Origin of the sequence: Peteryoungia ipomoeae (genome assembly GCF_004912165.1) — a bacterium.
GTDB classification, from domain to species: domain Bacteria; phylum Pseudomonadota; class Alphaproteobacteria; order Rhizobiales; family Rhizobiaceae; genus Allorhizobium; species Allorhizobium ipomoeae.
Genome location: NZ_STGV01000007.1, coordinates 48,190 through 63,054 on the forward strand (window position 1 = coordinate 48,190; position 14,865 = coordinate 63,054).

Consider the following 14,865-nt stretch of genomic DNA (forward strand, 5'->3'; position numbering starts at 1 on the left):
GCAGCGTCGAAACCCAATTGGGGCAAGACGGTTGCGGCAAAGTTTCTCCCCCTTCGTGGGGGAGATGGCCGGCAGGCCAGAGGAGGACTTGGTTTAATCGATCAACGCGTTTTGTGGATCAGAAGATCTTCGAGAACTCGTCGATGTTCGACGAATTGTAGACGAAGGGGTCTGCCATGGCGGCTTCGCCATTGTCGCCGATCTTGATCGTGCCCATGCGGCCGGCCGGGATTTCCGAGCCCGGAGCGCCGTCGGTGTCACCCTTGACCAGGTGATACGAGATCTGGGCTGCCGAGTAACCGAGGTCGATCGGGTTCCAGATGGCGAATTCCTTGGTCGCGCCGGACTTGATGGCGCCAGCCATTTCGGACGGGAGGCCGAGACCGGTGACGTAGACTTCGCCGATCTTGCCGGCATCCTTGACGGCCTGCGAAGCGGCGAGAACGCCGACAGTCGTCGGGGCGACGATGACCTTGACGTTCGGCTGCGAGGTCAGGAGGCCCTGAGCTTCGCGGTAGCTCTTGTCGGCGAGGTCGTCACCATAGACGGTGGTGGCGAGGTTGAGGCCGGGGAAGTCCTTCAGCTGCTTCTTCATTTCCTCGATCCAGATATTCTGGTTGGTCGAGGTCGTGGTGGCAGACAGGATGGCGAAGTCACCCTTTCCGCCTTCGAGGTGATTGGCGGCCAGCTGCAGGCACATCTTGCCGATCAGTTCGTTCGACGACGGGTTGAGGTGCAGGATGCGGCCTTCGGCAGCAACGCCCGAATCCCACGAGATGACCTTGATGCCGCGCTGGGCAGCCTTCTTGAGTGCCGGAACGACGGCGTCCGGGTCATTGGCGGAGATCGCGATGGCATCGACGCCCTGGGCGATCAGCGAGTTGATCACTTCGATCTGGCCTTCCGCCGTAGTCGAGGTCGGGCCGGTATAGATGATCTCGACGCCGCCGAGTTCCTTGGCAGCTTCTTCAGCGCCCTTGTTTGCAGCTTCGAAGAAGCCGTTGCCGAGCGACTTGACGACCAGCGCAATCTTCATGTCGGCGGCCTGTGCGGCCGAGCCCATGGTGGCGAGTGCAATGGCGGCAGTAGCCAGCAGAATTTTCGTGAGTTTCATGTCTTCCTCCCAGGTTGTTGAACTTCCAAACTCCTCCCGCTTCGATCACGTCCAACTAGGCGACCGAAGTGGTATTCTCCTTCTCAGACGACGCCATTGGTTTGACGGTCATGAGTTTTATGCCGGCGTCGGTGACCATGGCGGCCGCCTCGTCGGAAATCCTGTCGTCCGTAATGATGGTCGAGACCTTGTCGAGCGGGCACAGGATCAGGCTCGAGCGCTTGGCGAACTTGCTTGAGTCGACCATCACGATCAGTTCCTCGGCCTGGCGGACAAGCTTCTGCTCGCTCTGGATGACAAGCGCGTCGGATTCCATCACGCCGAGGGCGCTGATGCCCTGTGCACCGATGAAGATGCGGCGGGCATAGAAATTCCGGATGGCATCGTTTTCAAAAGGCGAAAGGATCAGGCTCTGGTCGCGATAGATCGCGCCGCCCGGAACCGAGACCGTGCATTTCGAATGCTTGACCAGATGTTCGGCAATGGCGAAGGAATTGGTCATGACCTGAAGCCTGCGGGCGGACATGAAATGGACCATCTGAAAGGTGGTCGTGCCACCATTGATGATGACCGAATCGCCTTCTGCGCAGAGATCCACGGCAGCGCGCGCAATTGCGCGTTTCTTGTCGATGTTGACCGATTCCGAAACGCGGAACGGCCGGGCGGCCAGATTGCCGAGCTGTGGCGGGTGAACCGCCTCGGCGCCGCCGCGCACCCGGCGCAGCTTTCCCTGAACGTGCAGGGACGCGATATCCCGACGGATCGTGGCCTCTGAAGCCTCGGTCAGTTCAGCAATATCCTGCACCGTGACCACAGGCTTTTCCTGGATCGCGCTCAGAATAATGCGATGTCGTTCGCGTTCGTGCATGGGGGGTCCTCCTGACCGTGATTTATTCGTAAAGATTTTACGCTGTCAATCACAAACGATCAAAAATAATAATATTGCACCGCACAATGAAAAGAATTGATCGAATATGATTGACAACGATGAGATCCATGCGCGATACCAGCGGGCAAGAAGGAGATGGGTTCGTCTGTTCGGCCCATGAATCATTATTAGGGAGGATGTCATGTCGGGCCAAACCAGCCTTCTCGAAAGCCGTTGGGACGATGCCTATGCCGCGGGGCTCGATGAGCCCGGCAAGCTGCTCTACCGGTCGAACCTGCTCGGTGCCGACAAGCGCATCACCAATTACGGCGGCGGCAATACGTCTGCAAAAGTGATCGAAACTGATCCGCTGACCGGCGAAAAGGTCAAGGTTCTCTGGGTCAAGGGCTCGGGCGGCGATGTCGGCACGATCAAGCTCGACGGCTTCTCCACCCTCTATCAGGACAAGCTTGAAGCCTTGAAGGGCATCTACAAGGGCGTGGCAGACGAAGACCGCATGGTCGGCTTCCTGCCCCATTGCACCTTCAACCTGAATCCGCGTGCAGCCTCGATCGATACGCCGCTGCATGGTTTCGTGCCGTTCACGCATGTCGATCACATGCATCCGGACGCGATCATCGCGATTGCGGCTTCCAAGAATTCCAAGGAACTGACGCAAAAGATCTTTGGCGCCGATATCGGCTGGCTGCCCTGGCGCCGTCCGGGCTTCCAGCTCGGTCTCGACCTTGAAGCCTTCGTGAAGGCCAATCCGACCGCCAAGGGTGTCGTGCTCGAAAGCCACGGTCTTTTCACCTGGGCAAACGACGCCAAGGATTGCTACCTGCTGACGCTTGAAATCATCAACAAGGCGATCGAGTGGTTTGCCAAGGAAACCGAAGGCAAGGTGATCTTCGGCGGCGCCAATTCCACAAGCCTGCCGGCTGCGGAGCGCCGCGCCATTGCGGCAAGGCTGATGCCGGAAATCCGTGGCCGGATTGGCAAGGCGGAGCGCAAGCTCGGTCATTTCGACGATCGGGATGCCGTGCTCGATTTCGTCAACTCCAAGCAGCTTCAGCCGCTCGGCGCGCTTGGCACGTCCTGCCCGGACCACTTCCTGCGCACCAAGATCCGTCCGCTGATCGTCGATTTCGATCCGGCCAAGCCGGATGTCGAAGCGGTTCTTGCCGGTCTCGACAAGGCGCTGGAAGACTACCGCGCCGACTACACGCGCTATTATGAGGCCTGCAAGCACGACAATTCGCCCAAGATCCGCGACCCCAATCCGGTGATCTTCCTCGTGCCGGGCGTCGGCATGCTGTCCTTCGCCAAGGACAAGGCGACCGCCCGCATCGCCGGCGAATTCTACGTCAACGCGATCAACGTGATGAAGGGCGCCTCGACGGTTTCCGAATATCAGGGCCTGCCGGAACAGGAAGCCTTCGACATCGAATACTGGCTGCTTGAGGAGGCGAAGCTCCAGCGCATGCCGAAGCCGAAGAGCCTTGCCGGCAAGGTTGCCTTCGTCACCGGCGGTGCCGGCGGCATCGGCCGCGCCACGGCCGAACGGCTGGTCGCAGAAGGTGCCTGCGTGGTGCTGGCGGATATCGATGCCAAGGCGCTTGCGGATACCACGGCCGATTTTTCCAAGCGCCATGGCGGCGATGCGGTGCGTTCGGTTCAGCTCGACGTGACCAAGGAAGATGCAGTTCTGCAATCCTTCCTCGAAGCATCGGTCGAATTCGGCGGCGTCGACATTCTGGTGTCGAATGCGGGTATCGCTTCGTCGGCTCCGGTCGAAGATACGACGCTTGCGATGTGGAACAAGAATATCGACATTCTCGCGACCGGCTATTTCCTCGTGTCGCGCGAAGCTTTCCGCCTGTTCCGGCGTCAGGGCCTCGGCGGCAATGTCGTCTTCGTCGCGTCAAAGAACGGTCTTGCCTCATCGCCGAATGCCTCGGCCTATTGCACGGCCAAGGCTGCCGAAATCCATCTCGCCCGGTGCCTGGCGCTGGAAGGGGCGGATGCCGGCATCCGCGTCAACACCGTCAATCCGGATGCGGTCCTGCGCGGTTCGAAGATCTGGAACGGCGAATGGCGTGAACAGCGTGCGGCATCCTCCAAGATCGAGGTGGACGATCTCGAGGAACATTACCGCAAGCGTTCGATGCTGAAGCTCAACGTCTTCCCGGAAGACATCGCCGAAGCGATCTATTTCCTGGCGTCCGATCTTTCGGCCAAGTCGACCGGCAACATCATCAATGTCGATGCCGGCAACGCCCAGAGCTTCACGCGATAATTGACTTGTGCAGACCCTTTCCCCCGTGATGCGGGGGAGGGGGATGGCAGCCGGAAGAGGGGCAACCCTTTGGGAGGAAATAATGACCGATCAGAAAATCGCAGCCGACGTGATTTCGGCCGAGAATGAAAAGCGCGCAGCTGCGCTCAAATCCGATTACGCGGCTCTGGGTGAAAAACTGGCGCGCGGCAATATCGATATCGAGGCGGTCACCGCCAAGGTTGCCGAATTCTTCGTGGCCGTTCCCTCCTGGGGTGTGGGCACCGGCGGCACGCGTTTTGCCCGTTTCCCGGGTCTCGGCGAGCCGCGTCATATCTTCGACAAGCTCGAGGATTGCTCTGTCATCAATGAGCTGACCCGCGCGACCCCGACCGTCTCCCTGCATATTCCGTGGGACAAGACCGATCCGAAGGAATTGAAGGCGAAGGGCGAGCAACTCGGTCTCGGTTTCGACGCGATGAATTCCAACACTTTCTCCGATACGCCGGATCAGGCGAGGTCCTACAAATACGGTTCGCTCAGCCATGTGGATGCGGCAACCCGCGCGCAGGCTATCGAACACAACATCGAATGCATCGAGATCGGCAATGCGATCGGCTCCAAGGCGCTGACGGTCTGGCTCGGCGATGGCTCGAACTTCCCCGGCCAGAGCAACTTCACCCGCCAGTTTGAACGCTACCTCGCTTCGATGGCCGATATCTACAAGGCGCTGCCGGACGACTGGCGTCTGTTCTCCGAACACAAGATGTACGAGCCGGCCTTCTATTCGACGGTCGTGCAGGACTGGGGCACGAACTTCCTGATCGCCCAGACGCTGGGGCCGAAGGCTTTCTGCTTGGTCGATCTCGGCCATCATGCGCCGAATACGAATATCGAAATGATCGTCGCGCGGCTGATCCAGTTCGGCAAGCTCGGCGGCTTCCACTTCAACGATTCCAAATATGGCGATGACGATCTCGATGCCGGTTCGGTCGAACCCTATCGCCTGTTCCTGGTGTTCAACGAGCTGGTTGACGCCGAGCATCGCGGCGTCAAGGGCTTCCACCCCGCCCACATGATCGACCAAAGCCATAATGTGACGGATCCGATCGAAAGCCTGATCTCCAGCGCCAATGAAATCCGACGCGCCTATGCGCAGGCCTTGCTGGTCGATCGCGTGGAATTGGAAGGCTACCAGAATGGCAATGATGCGCTGATGGCGTCTGAGACGCTGAAGCGTGCCTACCGCACCGACGTCGAGGCGATCCTTGCCGAAGCACGTCGCCGTGCCGGCGGTGCGATCGATCCGGTCGCTACATACCGGGCAAGCGGCTACCGGGCCAAGGTTGCCGCCGAGCGGCCGGCGGTGAAGGGTGGCTCGGGCGGGATTGTCTAGGGTTCTCCTTCGAGGCCGAGCGTTGGTGGCCGGCTGGTCAAGCCCAGCCGGCGTATCATGACCGCCGCCGTATAGGTTTGTCAGCCCGCTCACCTCATTGCCGAGGGTGAAAGACGGCGCCGACCTTTCCCCGTTGAGGAGGAGGTCATCGCGCCTTCCGGCGGACTTGGCTGCATTCAAACAGGTTTGAACAACAAGTCAGCCTGCATTGAACGACTGAATGGCGGCATTGACCCTGTCTCGCCAACCGCGTGCAGCGAGCAATTCCGGGGGGAACAAGCCGGGAATAGCAAAGAAGGCAGCCGACGGGTCTGGTCCGTCCATCTTCGCCGCGGCGGCAAGCACCTCATGCCGACGAGGGTCGTCGCACTCACCCCGTTTTTTGACCGCTGCCATCCACACACCCACCGCATAGGCCGTTGCGGCACCGGTCTCTCCGCCGGCCAGCGCGTCGACGGCGGGCGAAAGCAATCGCTGCGGCAGCTTCTGCGTCGTGTCGAGCGAAATCTGGATGTTGCGATGGTCGATGGTCGGATTGGAAAAGCGCGCCACGAGCTCATCGATATAGGCCGGCAGGTCGATGCCCGGAACGGGATCGAGCGTCGAGACCACCTCTTCCATATGCGTGCGTGCCCTTGCTGCAAGCTCCGGTATGGCCATGACGTCACGAATGTAATCGAGGTTCGCCAGGATGCCGAGATGGGCGAGAAGCGTGTGGGTGCCATTCAGCAATCTGAGCTTCATTTTCTCGTAGGGCTCGACATTATCGGCAAAGATTGCGCCACCGGCCTCCCAGGCTGGGCGGCCGGAGACGAAGTCATCCTCGATGACCCATTGCAGAAACGGTTCGGTATCGATTGCCAGGGCGTCATGCACGCCAAGCAGGTTTTCGGCGCGATCTCGCGTGGCATCGGTGGCGGCCGGTACGATGCGGTCCACCATTGAGCAGGGGAAGCGACCGTATGTTGCTATCCAATCGGCCAGCGCCGCGTCACGCAAGGCGGCCATTTCCAGCACCAGGCGGCGAACAACCCTTCCGTTTGATGGAAGATTGTCGCAGCATAGCACGGTATAGGGCGAGGCGCCTGCTGCACGGCGTCGGGCAAGCCCCTCGACGATGTAACCGAGCACGCCTGTGGGGGCTTGCGGGGTCTTGATGTCTGCTGCGACGGCCGGATGTGCGAGGTTAAGCCCGCCGGTTGCCGGATCAAGGCCATAGGCCTTTTCGGACACGGTCATCGTCACCACTCGGATAGCCGGATCGGCCAGTACTGCCAGAACACGGTCCCGGTCGGTTGCTGCGCACATCCAGTCCACGGTTGCGCCGATGATTTCCGACCGATCCCCCATTTCACTGCGCGTCGTAATGGAATAGAGCCCGTCCTGCGCCGCCAAGGCTTCGACGGGCTCGGGCGAGCGCAGGTTGACGGCCACAATCCCAAAGGGTCCGAAGTCACGCTCCAGAGCACGCTGGGTGAAGACCGCCTGATGCGCGCGGTGGAAGGCCCCGAGGCCGATATGCACGATGCCCGGCATAAGCTTCGACCGGTCGAATTGCGGTTGGTGCACGGTCGATGGCAGGCGCGTGCCTCTGGATAGTCGGTCCATCTTCATACTCCCAGTCCGTAGCGGGCATGGGTAAGCGTGCGCTCAATGCCGCGAAGCTCTGCCAGCCCCTTCAATCGACCGATAGCTGGGTAGCCCGGTTGCGCGCCGCGCGTGATGTCATCGAGAATCTCCTGTCCATGGTCCGGGCGCATGGGAATCTGATGATCGGCGCGGCCCTCCTTGCGTCGTCGTGCCTCTTCCGACACCAGCGCGGCAATCACCGCGACCATGTCGGTCGCGCCTTCCAGATGCTCATCCTCGAAGAAGGAGCAGGGCACCGTATCCGTGTCGCGGGTGACATTGCGCAGATGGACGAAATGGATGCGATCGGCAAAGCGCTTTGCAATGAAAGGAAGGTCGTTGTCGGGACGCGCTCCAAGCGATCCGGTACAAAGCGTCACGCCATTCGCGCGGATGTCGACGGCATCAAGCATATGGGCATAGTCGGCCTCCGTCGACAGGATGCGTGGCAGACCGAGCAGCGGCCAAGGCGGATCATCGCCGTGCGCGCAGATGTTGATGCCAACCTCTTCTGCCACCGGTGCTACTTCGCTCAAGAAATCAACGAGGTTCTGCTGCAGCCGATGACGATCGATCCCGTGATAGGAACGCAGCTTCTCCAGCAGTTGATCGAGCGTGTAGCCGTCGGCCGAACCGGGCAAGCCGGCACCGATATTCTTGCCGAGCGCCAGGATGCGGGCGTCGGGCATGCCGGAAAACCGATGTGTGGCTTCTTCTGTCAGCCAGTCCGGATAGTCGGCCGCAGCGGCAGGCCGCTTCAGGATGTGAATGTCAAAGGCAGCGAAATCGACGAGATCGAAACGCATGGCCCTCGCGCCATGGCCGGTTTCCCAGCGCAGATCGGTGCGCGTCCAGTCGAGGATCGGCATGAAGTTGTAGCAGACAGTGCGAATGCCGGAGGTGGAGAGGCGCCTGAGCGTTTCCTGCCAGTTGGCGATATGGTGCTTCCACTCGCCTGACTGGGTCTTGATGTCCTCCGACACAGGAATGCTTTCAACCACATCCCAGACCAGTCCACCAGCCTCGATCGCCTCGTGCCGCCGGGCGATCTCGTCTTCTGGCCAAACCTCGCCAGTTGCAATGTGATGCAGTGCCGAAACAATGCCCTCAGCGCCGGCCTGGGCGGCATCCTTCACGCTGACTTTGTCGATCGGGCCGAACCAGCGCCACGTGTGTCTCATTTCCCGTTCCTCGCGCTTTCATCAAGCTGTTGAAATGTGATCTGCACCTTGCAGGCTTGGGAGCGGTCCCCCGCCTGGTTGAAGGCCTCCGTTACCCTCTCAAGGGGAAAACTGTGGGAGATGATCGGACGCACATCGACCTCGCGTGTCGAGATCAGTTCCACGGCTGTGTTGAACTCCGCATGGAAGCGCTGCGAACCGCGCCAGGTGATTTCCTTGCCCACCAGAGCATTGAGCGGAATCGTTATGTCTCCGGTAACGCCGACCTGAACAAGGGTGCCGCGTGGTTTGATGGCGGCAAAGGCGGAACGCAGGGCAGGACCGGCGGCCGAGCAATCAAACACAACGTCGAAGTGACCTTTGTTCTTCTGAAATGGCGTCAATGCATCCGGATCTCTTGCGACATTGATCGTCTGTGTCGCCCCCATGGCCGGTGCGCGCGCCAGAGCGGCATCGGTGAGATCCGTGACAATGATCTCGCGTGCCCCGGCATGGCGCACGCAGGCCACCGTCAACAGGCCGATCGGCCCAGCACCAGAGACCAGAACGGCCTTTCCGGAGAGGTCACCGGCCTGCGCCACCGCATGCAGGCAGACCGCAAGCGGTTCAGCGCAAGCAGCCTCCCCCGGCGTCACGCCGCTGGAAACCGGATGACATTGAATGGCGGGAACGACCAGTGTCTCGCGGAACATGCCGTTCTCATGCGGCAGCCGCATGGCAGAGCCCATGAAGCGCATGTCCAGGCAGTGAATCGGCTGGCCAATCTGACAATACTCACACTCTCCGCAGGGCTGCGACGGATTGACCGCCACGAGCTGTCCAATCGCAAGATCGGAGACACCGTCGCCCAGTGCTGCGACATAGCCGGAACCCTCATGACCGACGATGATCGGTTCGCGGACACGGACGGGGCCAAATCCGCCATCCTGGTAGTAATGCAGGTCGGACCCGCAGATCCCGCCCGCGGCCATGGAAAGCCGCACTTCTCCGGGACCGCAGATGCGATCCTCGTCGTGCTCGACGCGCAGGTCGCGCTCTGCATGAAGACGGGCAACGCGAATGTGCATCGCACGAATACCTTTCGTTTCAGATGAACACCGGTCCGCCGGGCATGCCGGCGGGTCAGCGGTTTAGCGGATCAGGCCGAGTTGTGTTGGCAGCCACATCGTGATGGCGGGGATAAAGGTGATGAGACCAAGTGCGATGAACAGCGGGATCATCCACGGCAGGATGGCAAGCGTCGTCTTTTCTACCGAAAGTTTGGAGATGCGCGACAACACGAAGAGCACCATCCCGACGGGCGGTGTCAGCAGCCCGATCATCAGGTTGAGCGTGATGATGACGCCCAAATGCACTGGGTCGATGCCATAGCGTGCCGCGACTGGCATCAGGATTGGCACCAGAATGCTGATCGCCGCAATCGTATCGAGAAACGCCCCGACCACCAGAAGCAGGATGTTGACGATGATGAGGAAAGTCCACCAGTTGTCGGTGAGGCTGAACATGAAGTCGGAGAATAGCTGTGCCGCCTGGCTCACCGTCAGGAGCCAGGCAAAGATCGAGGCGGCCGTGACGATGAAGAGAACCGAGGCCGTCGTCTCGATCGTATCGAAGGAGGCTTTGGCGAGTGTGCGCACCGTCATGGTGCGGTAGCGCACGAGGCCCAGAAAGAGCGACCACATGACAGCGGCGACAGCTGCTTCCGTCGGCGTGAACCAACCCATCGTCATGCCGCCGATCAGGAGAACCGGTGTCATCAACGCCATGACGGCGGAGAAGTCGAAATACCAGTCCAGCGCCACCAGCACGGCAAGCCCGATCAGCACCGAGATATTGACCGACAGACCCGCCAGGATCATGAGGTAAATGGCGACAGGGAAGGCGAGAACGATCAGCACTTCCAGTGAGGCGCCCATCAACTGCTTGAGCTCGAATGGCGTATCAGATCCCCAGCCCTTGCGCTTGGCAAATATGTAGACCGTCAACATCATCAGGATTGTCATCACGACCCCCGGCACGATGCCGGCCATGAACAGCGCCCCAATCGAGGCATTGGCCATCATGCCGTAGATGACGAAGGGCAGTGACGGTGGGAAGATCGGGCCAAGCGTTGCAGATGCGGCAGTCACGCCGACGGCCGCTTCAACCGGATAGCCGTGATCCTTCATCGCTTTGATTTCGATTGTGCCGATGCCGGCCGCATCGGCAAGTGCTGTGCCGGACATGCCGGAAAAGACGACCGAACCGATGATGTTGACCTGGGCCAGGCCACCCTTCATCCAGCCGACGAGGGCCAGTGCGAAGCGATAGATCCGGCCTGTGACCCCGGCAATGTTCATGAGATTGCCGGCCAGAATGAAGAAGGGGACCGCAATCAGCGGAAAGCTCTCCACACCGGCGATCATGCGTTGGGCCGCGATGATATCAGGCGCAACACCATAGACCACGAGATAGGCAAGCGAAGCGACGGCCATGGAGACGGCAACCGGTGTGCCGATGATCAAAAGAAACAGAAAGGAACCAATGAGAAGCAGCATGTATCAGATCCCCCCTGCGTTGATCTCGTCCTGCGCTTTCTGGCGCGTTGTTCTTTGCCCCGTCAGATCCTTCACGAGGTTATGGACGGAGCGGGCAAACATCAGCGCAAAGGCTGCAAAGACGGTGTAGAAGACGATCCCGCGCGGCAGGTCGACGGTGACCATGCGCTCTTCGCCGACGATTTCGAGATAGCGCCACATGAGCCAGGTCATGTAGGCGAAGAAGGCGATGCCGACCGCATCGACGAGCAATTCGAGGATCCTCACCAGCCGATTGGGCAGGAAACGGTACAACAGATCCACCTGGATATGCCGCATGGTGCGTACACACATCACCGAGCCCATGAAGACGACCACAACCAGGCAGTTTGCCGCGATTTCCTCTGTCCAGGAAAAGCTGTTGTTGAGGACATAGCGAGTGAAGAACTGCAAGAATACGGACAGGCCCATGCCCCAGAAGATCACGAGTGTGAACCAGTCCTCGATGGCATGATGGGATAGATCAACTGGTGCCGCTTCCTCTTCGAAAGCATGCGCCATCTCCTCCACACTGATCGGCGCGTGCGGCTGCTCCGTCATGGGTCGGCTCCAATTCTATAGGATCAAAATCAGGTGTCCCGACGCCTCAAAGACGTCGGGACGGCACCCATTACTGGATGGCGCGGATGGCTTCCCAATCGGCCTTGTCGTAGCCGAAGTCTTCGAACTTTGCCTTTTCGAGCACGGTCTTCTCGAAATCGGCCTTGTCGACTTCGGTAACGGTGATGCCCTTTGCCTTGAACTCGTCGACCAGCGCCTTCTCGCGCGCCTCGATGGTCTTGGTGGTCCGCGCTGCAGCTTCCAGCATGACCTCGCTGAAGATTGCCTTGTCTTCCTCAGACAGGCTTGCCCAACGCGACTTGGAGACGAGCGTGTTCAGATGGTCGACAATATGGCCGGTGAGCACGATGTTCTTCTGAACCTCGTAGAACTTCTTGGCCTCGATCGTCGTCAGCGGATTTTCCTGGGCCTCGACAGTACCGTTCTGCAAGGCGAGGTAGACTTCCGCAAAGGCGATCGGTGTTGTGTTGGCACCGCAGGCGCGCGGCATCGCCAGATAGGCCGGCACATCGGGTACGCGGATCTTTAAGCCTTCCATGTCGGCGCATTTGGCGATCGGGCGGTTCGAGGTGGTGTGGCGCGTTCCGTAGTAGCTGACGGCAACGATACGGTTGCCGGTTTTTTCTTCGTAACCCGCAGACAGCTTTTTGAAGACGTCGCTCTTCGTATAGGCCAGGAGATGGCTCGGGTCTCTGAAGATGTAGGGGTAATAGGTGACGCCGATCGGATTGTGGTCACGCGCGGCGAAGCTGGAGCCCGAGATGATGATGTCGACGGTGCCGAGCTTGAGACCCTGATTGATATCGGCTTCCTTGCCGAGTTGAGAGGCCGGGAACACATCGATCTTGTAACGGCCACTTGTCCGCTTGTTGATTTCTTCTGCAGCCCAGACAGAGTCGGTGTGGAAGGGCTCGGATGTCTCATAGACATGGGCCCATTTCAGAACAGTCTCGGCGTGGGCCGAAACGGCGGATGCGACAATGACGGCCGCTGCTCCAAGAAGCGTTTTAAGTGTCAGTTTCATGTATTCCTCCCATTGAAACGGAACTTTTGGAATACCGCCGGCCCAAGGCCTGGACGGTCAGTCTTCTCTGGTCGGCTCCTCCTCAAAGCTTTCCGAGAATCTCTTCTGTGCTAGCGTCAGGTGACTCCGCATGGCCTCGCGTGCCGCATCGGGATCCCTTGCCGCAATGGCGTCGCGGATGATGCGATGCTCTTCGAGTGCCAGTTTCCAGGTGTGCGGGCCTTCAAAGTAGCTGGCCAATTTCTTGAAGTAAGGCGACATGCGGGAATCGTAGATCAGGCCGGTGAAATGCTTCAGGGCCGAATTTCCGATGATGTCTGCAATCGCCGTATGGAAATCGCGGTCACAATCCAAAGCCACCGCGCCATCGTCAAGCGCCCCCTCCATGCGCTCAAGAATGGCGTCGATACGGGCGATGCTTTCCGGTCTTGCCAACCGCGCGGCTTCCTCAGCAATGCCACTCTCGATCAGGCAGCGCGCCTGAAGAATTTCGAGTGGCCCTTCGCTGTCGTCACTCCGCACATGTGGGAGTGGTCGGGGGCGGTTGCTGACATAAACACCCGAACCCATACGGATCTGAATATGCCCTTCCACCTCGAGCACGATCAAAGCCTCGCGGACCGTTGGACGCGATACCGAAAAGCGATCGGCGAGTTCCCGCTCAGGCGGAAGCCTGAACCCGGCTTGCAACTCACCGGATTCAATCAGCATACGGATCTGCTCCGCGACCTGGCGATAAAGCCGGCGCGGCTCCAAAGCCACGAACATGAAACGCCTCCCAACGCATCACTCCCCGATGCGCATCCGGTCAGATTGTCTGACCAATTCTCATTAAGGTTTTTTTCAGGCTTGCTGTCAAGCTAGCCAGCTGAAGAATGTTCGTAAGGGGCGTAGGGGGTAGTGGGCAGCCGGAAGGTCGACCTGAAAAGGTCCTCCGCCTCTGGGGGGTAGCCTTGCCGAATGTTTTGTTCCTTCCCTGCAAGGATCCTTGTTCCAGATCAACGTTTTCCCGACCTTGGCATGGTAGGGCTGCCTTCGAAACAATGGAAACCGGGACTATTGGCGTCGTGGATAGGGCTATTCGCATCATCCTCGCATTGCTGCTCATCCTTGTCGGGCTGTCACACCAGCCGCCGGCAGGTTTGGCAGTTGCCGCTCCGCATGACGTCGCCGCCTATGTGCTGCCCGACGGCACGGTTCCGGAGTTGTGCGTGTCGATGGATGATCGCGACGGGCAGCACCATGATGCGACCTTTATCTGCGACGCCTGTCTGATTGCTTCCGCGCTGCTGCTGCCTGAACCAACGGACCGTGTCGGTCGTCGTATGGTCGCCGCCTTGAAAATCGAGGTGCGTCAGCACGATGACACGGGCTATCGCCGCGAATTTAGCCCGAACACTGCACCGCGTGCACCACCGGTACCGGATTCCATCTGAATCCGGTCCGAACTTGACATCAATCGTCCGGATCGATCTCGTTTTGTCGCCGGCGGATGTCTATGCATCGTGACCGGCCAGCTCCGGAAACGTCATGTTGCACGTCCTGCCAGTCCGCACTTCATCCAGCTCGCAATCCAGTATCCCCGTATCGCAGGGGCCGCAAAGCAGCTTTTTCAAGCAGCACGACTTTGTCGCGCCCGGCACCGTTCTGTTTTATCAAGGGGAGCCAGCGGGTCCCCAGTACAGGCTCTCACAAGGCTGCATAGCCCTCTCGCAGACGCTCGCTGACGGGCGCCGTCAAATCGTCGATATCGTTGGACCGGGCGGCTTGGTCGGCATCCCTCTCGGCGATCGGAACCGGATGACCGCCGAAACACTCAGCTATTGCCACATCGAGCGATATCAAGCCGACGAGATTGGCAAGATCTACAGCGCGATGGCCGAAGCGATGATGCGCATCGAAGCGCATACCATGTTGCTTGGACGAAAGACTGCACCGGAACGTGTGGCAACCGCCATTCTTGATCTGTCAGCGCGCTTTGCGCGCGCCCAACGCGTCAATCGTGGATGCCGCATCTTCAATCTCTATCTCGGCCGCGGCGATCTTGCCGATTGGCTAGGTCTGTCACTGGAGACAGTCAGCCGCTGGTTCACCCGTTTGAAGCGGGCTGGTCTGATCGATTTCGAGGATCCCGAGATTGTTACGCTCCTGGATCTTCCAGCTCTTCAGGCGATTGCGGATGGGGCCGCGTCGGCCGGCGTCGCCTGAAGGGCTGCCATAAACCTTGCTCCTGTTCGT

General features: G+C 59.7%; 13 protein-coding genes. 4 read left to right on the top strand and 9 right to left on the bottom strand.

The window, feature by feature from the left end:
• Positions 1-118: 118 nt before the first annotated feature.
• Both rhaS and FAA97_RS18230 read right to left on the bottom strand, forming a co-directional pair.
• Positions 119-1,114: a rhamnose ABC transporter substrate-binding protein gene (gene rhaS, locus FAA97_RS18225; protein ID WP_136599997.1), complete on the bottom strand. Its 996-nt coding sequence runs from the start codon at positions 1,112-1,114 to the stop codon at positions 119-121.
• Positions 1,115-1,169: 55 nt separating this feature from the next.
• Positions 1,170-1,982, bottom strand: coding sequence for a DeoR/GlpR family DNA-binding transcription regulator (locus FAA97_RS18230; RefSeq protein WP_136599998.1), 813 nt, complete (start codon positions 1,980-1,982; stop codon positions 1,170-1,172).
• A 202-nt stretch (positions 1,983-2,184) separates the two neighbouring features.
• Between FAA97_RS18230 and FAA97_RS18235 the strand changes: the two genes are divergently transcribed.
• Positions 2,185-4,281, top strand: a complete 2,097-nt coding sequence (locus FAA97_RS18235) for a bifunctional rhamnulose-1-phosphate aldolase/short-chain dehydrogenase (protein WP_136599999.1) — start codon at positions 2,185-2,187, stop codon at positions 4,279-4,281.
• Positions 4,282-4,363: 82 nt separating this feature from the next.
• Entirely contained in the window at positions 4,364-5,656 is a 1,293-nt protein-coding gene (rhaI, locus tag FAA97_RS18240) for an L-rhamnose catabolism isomerase (protein WP_136600000.1), read from the top strand.
• A gap of 198 nt (positions 5,657-5,854) precedes the next feature.
• Here rhaI and FAA97_RS18245 read toward each other — a convergent pair whose 3' ends face one another.
• From FAA97_RS18245 to FAA97_RS18275, 7 genes are all read right to left on the bottom strand, one after another.
• Positions 5,855-7,264 carry a mannitol dehydrogenase family protein gene (locus FAA97_RS18245; protein WP_136600001.1) on the bottom strand — a complete coding sequence of 470 codons (1,410 nt, stop codon included), beginning with the start codon at positions 7,262-7,264 and terminating at the stop codon, positions 5,855-5,857.
• Between the two features lie 2 nt (positions 7,265-7,266).
• Complete coding sequence (gene uxuA / locus FAA97_RS18250) at positions 7,267-8,466, bottom strand: mannonate dehydratase (RefSeq protein ID WP_136600002.1); 1,200 nt, start codon at positions 8,464-8,466, stop codon at positions 7,267-7,269.
• The gene (locus FAA97_RS18255; protein WP_136600003.1) at positions 8,463-9,533 is read right to left on the bottom strand and encodes an L-idonate 5-dehydrogenase; all 1,071 of its coding nucleotides are present in this window, start codon (positions 9,531-9,533) and stop codon (positions 8,463-8,465) included. Before FAA97_RS18255 ends, uxuA begins: the two co-directional genes overlap by 4 nt.
• A gap of 63 nt (positions 9,534-9,596) precedes the next feature.
• On the bottom strand, positions 9,597-11,003 hold the full coding sequence (locus FAA97_RS18260) for a TRAP transporter large permease (RefSeq protein ID WP_136600004.1): 1,407 nt from the start codon (positions 11,001-11,003) through the stop codon (positions 9,597-9,599).
• Positions 11,004-11,006: 3 nt separating this feature from the next.
• Positions 11,007-11,582 (bottom strand): TRAP transporter small permease, encoded by a 576-nt coding sequence (locus FAA97_RS18265; RefSeq protein ID WP_136600005.1) that lies wholly within the window; start codon positions 11,580-11,582, stop codon positions 11,007-11,009.
• 70 nt (positions 11,583-11,652) lie between these two features.
• A complete protein-coding gene (locus tag FAA97_RS18270) occupies positions 11,653-12,627 on the bottom strand; it encodes a sialic acid TRAP transporter substrate-binding protein SiaP (protein WP_136600006.1) in 975 nt (324 codons plus the stop codon).
• A gap of 57 nt (positions 12,628-12,684) precedes the next feature.
• Complete coding sequence (locus FAA97_RS18275) at positions 12,685-13,395, bottom strand: FadR/GntR family transcriptional regulator (RefSeq protein ID WP_136600007.1); 711 nt, start codon at positions 13,393-13,395, stop codon at positions 12,685-12,687.
• A gap of 299 nt (positions 13,396-13,694) precedes the next feature.
• Between FAA97_RS18275 and FAA97_RS18280 the strand changes: the two genes are divergently transcribed.
• Both FAA97_RS18280 and FAA97_RS18285 read left to right on the top strand, forming a co-directional pair.
• A complete protein-coding gene (locus FAA97_RS18280; protein ID WP_136600008.1) occupies positions 13,695-14,063 on the top strand; it encodes a hypothetical protein in 369 nt (122 codons plus the stop codon).
• Between the two features lie 94 nt (positions 14,064-14,157).
• Positions 14,158-14,835 (top strand): Crp/Fnr family transcriptional regulator, encoded by a 678-nt coding sequence (locus tag FAA97_RS18285; protein ID WP_136600009.1) that lies wholly within the window; start codon positions 14,158-14,160, stop codon positions 14,833-14,835.
• The last annotated feature ends 30 nt before the right edge of the window (positions 14,836-14,865 follow it).